This is a genomic window from Enterobacter cloacae complex sp. CDL013 (genome assembly GCF_049238805.1).
In the GTDB taxonomy this organism is placed as follows: Bacteria; Pseudomonadota; Gammaproteobacteria; order Enterobacterales; family Enterobacteriaceae; genus Enterobacter; species Enterobacter hormaechei_C.
The window spans coordinates 1-955 of sequence record NZ_JBMKGT010000018.1 but is presented as its reverse complement, the minus strand read 5'-3'; the positions used below and the strand labels follow the sequence as shown (position 1 = coordinate 955).

The 955-nt window shown below is 53.5% G+C and carries 1 rRNA gene; it reads left to right on the top strand.

Going from position 1 to position 955, the window contains the following annotated elements:
• Positions 1 to 955 (top strand): 23S ribosomal RNA (locus ACOTXD_RS21690); the annotation flags it as partial.

The window sequence follows — 955 nt, the reverse complement described above, 5'->3', positions numbered from 1 at the left end:
GTGACTGCGTACCTTTTGTATAATGGGTCAGCGACTTATATTCTGTAGCAAGGTTAACCGTATAGGGGAGCCGAAGGGAAACCGAGTCTTAACTGGGCGTTAAGTTGCAGGGTATAGACCCGAAACCCGGTGATCTAGCCATGGGCAGGTTGAAGGTTGGGTAACACTAACTGGAGGACCGAACCGACTAATGTTGAAAAATTAGCGGATGACCTGTGGCTGGGGGTGAAAGGCCAATCAAACCGGGAGATAGCTGGTTCTCCCCGAAAGCTATTTAGGTAGCGCCTCGTGAACTCATCTTCGGGGGTAGAGCACTGTTTCGGCTAGGGGGCCATCCCGGCTTACCAACCCGATGCAAACTACGAATACCGAAGAATGTTATCACGGGAGACACACGGCGGGTGCTAACGTCCGTCGTGAAGAGGGAAACAACCCAGACCGCCAGCTAAGGTCCCAAAGTCATGGTTAAGTGGGAAACGATGTGGGAAGGCACAGACAGCCAGGATGTTGGCTTAGAAGCAGCCATCATTTAAAGAAAGCGTAATAGCTCACTGGTCGAGTCGGCCTGCGCGGAAGATGTAACGGGGCTAAACCATGCACCGAAGCTGCGGCAGCGACGCTTATGCGTTGTTGGGTAGGGGAGCGTTCTGTAAGCCGTTGAAGGTGTGCTGTGAGGCATGCTGGAGGTATCAGAAGTGCGAATGCTGACATAAGTAACGATAAAGCGGGTGAAAAGCCCGCTCGCCGGAAGACCAAGGGTTCCTGTCCAACGTTAATCGGGGCAGGGTGAGTCGACCCCTAAGGCGAGGCCGAAAGGCGTAGTCGATGGGAAACAGGTTAATATTCCTGTACTTGGTGTTACTGCGAAGGGGGGACGGAGAAGGCTATGTCAGCCGGGCGACGGTTGTCCCGGTTTAAGCATGTAGGCGGAGGTTCCAGGTAAATCCGGTACCTT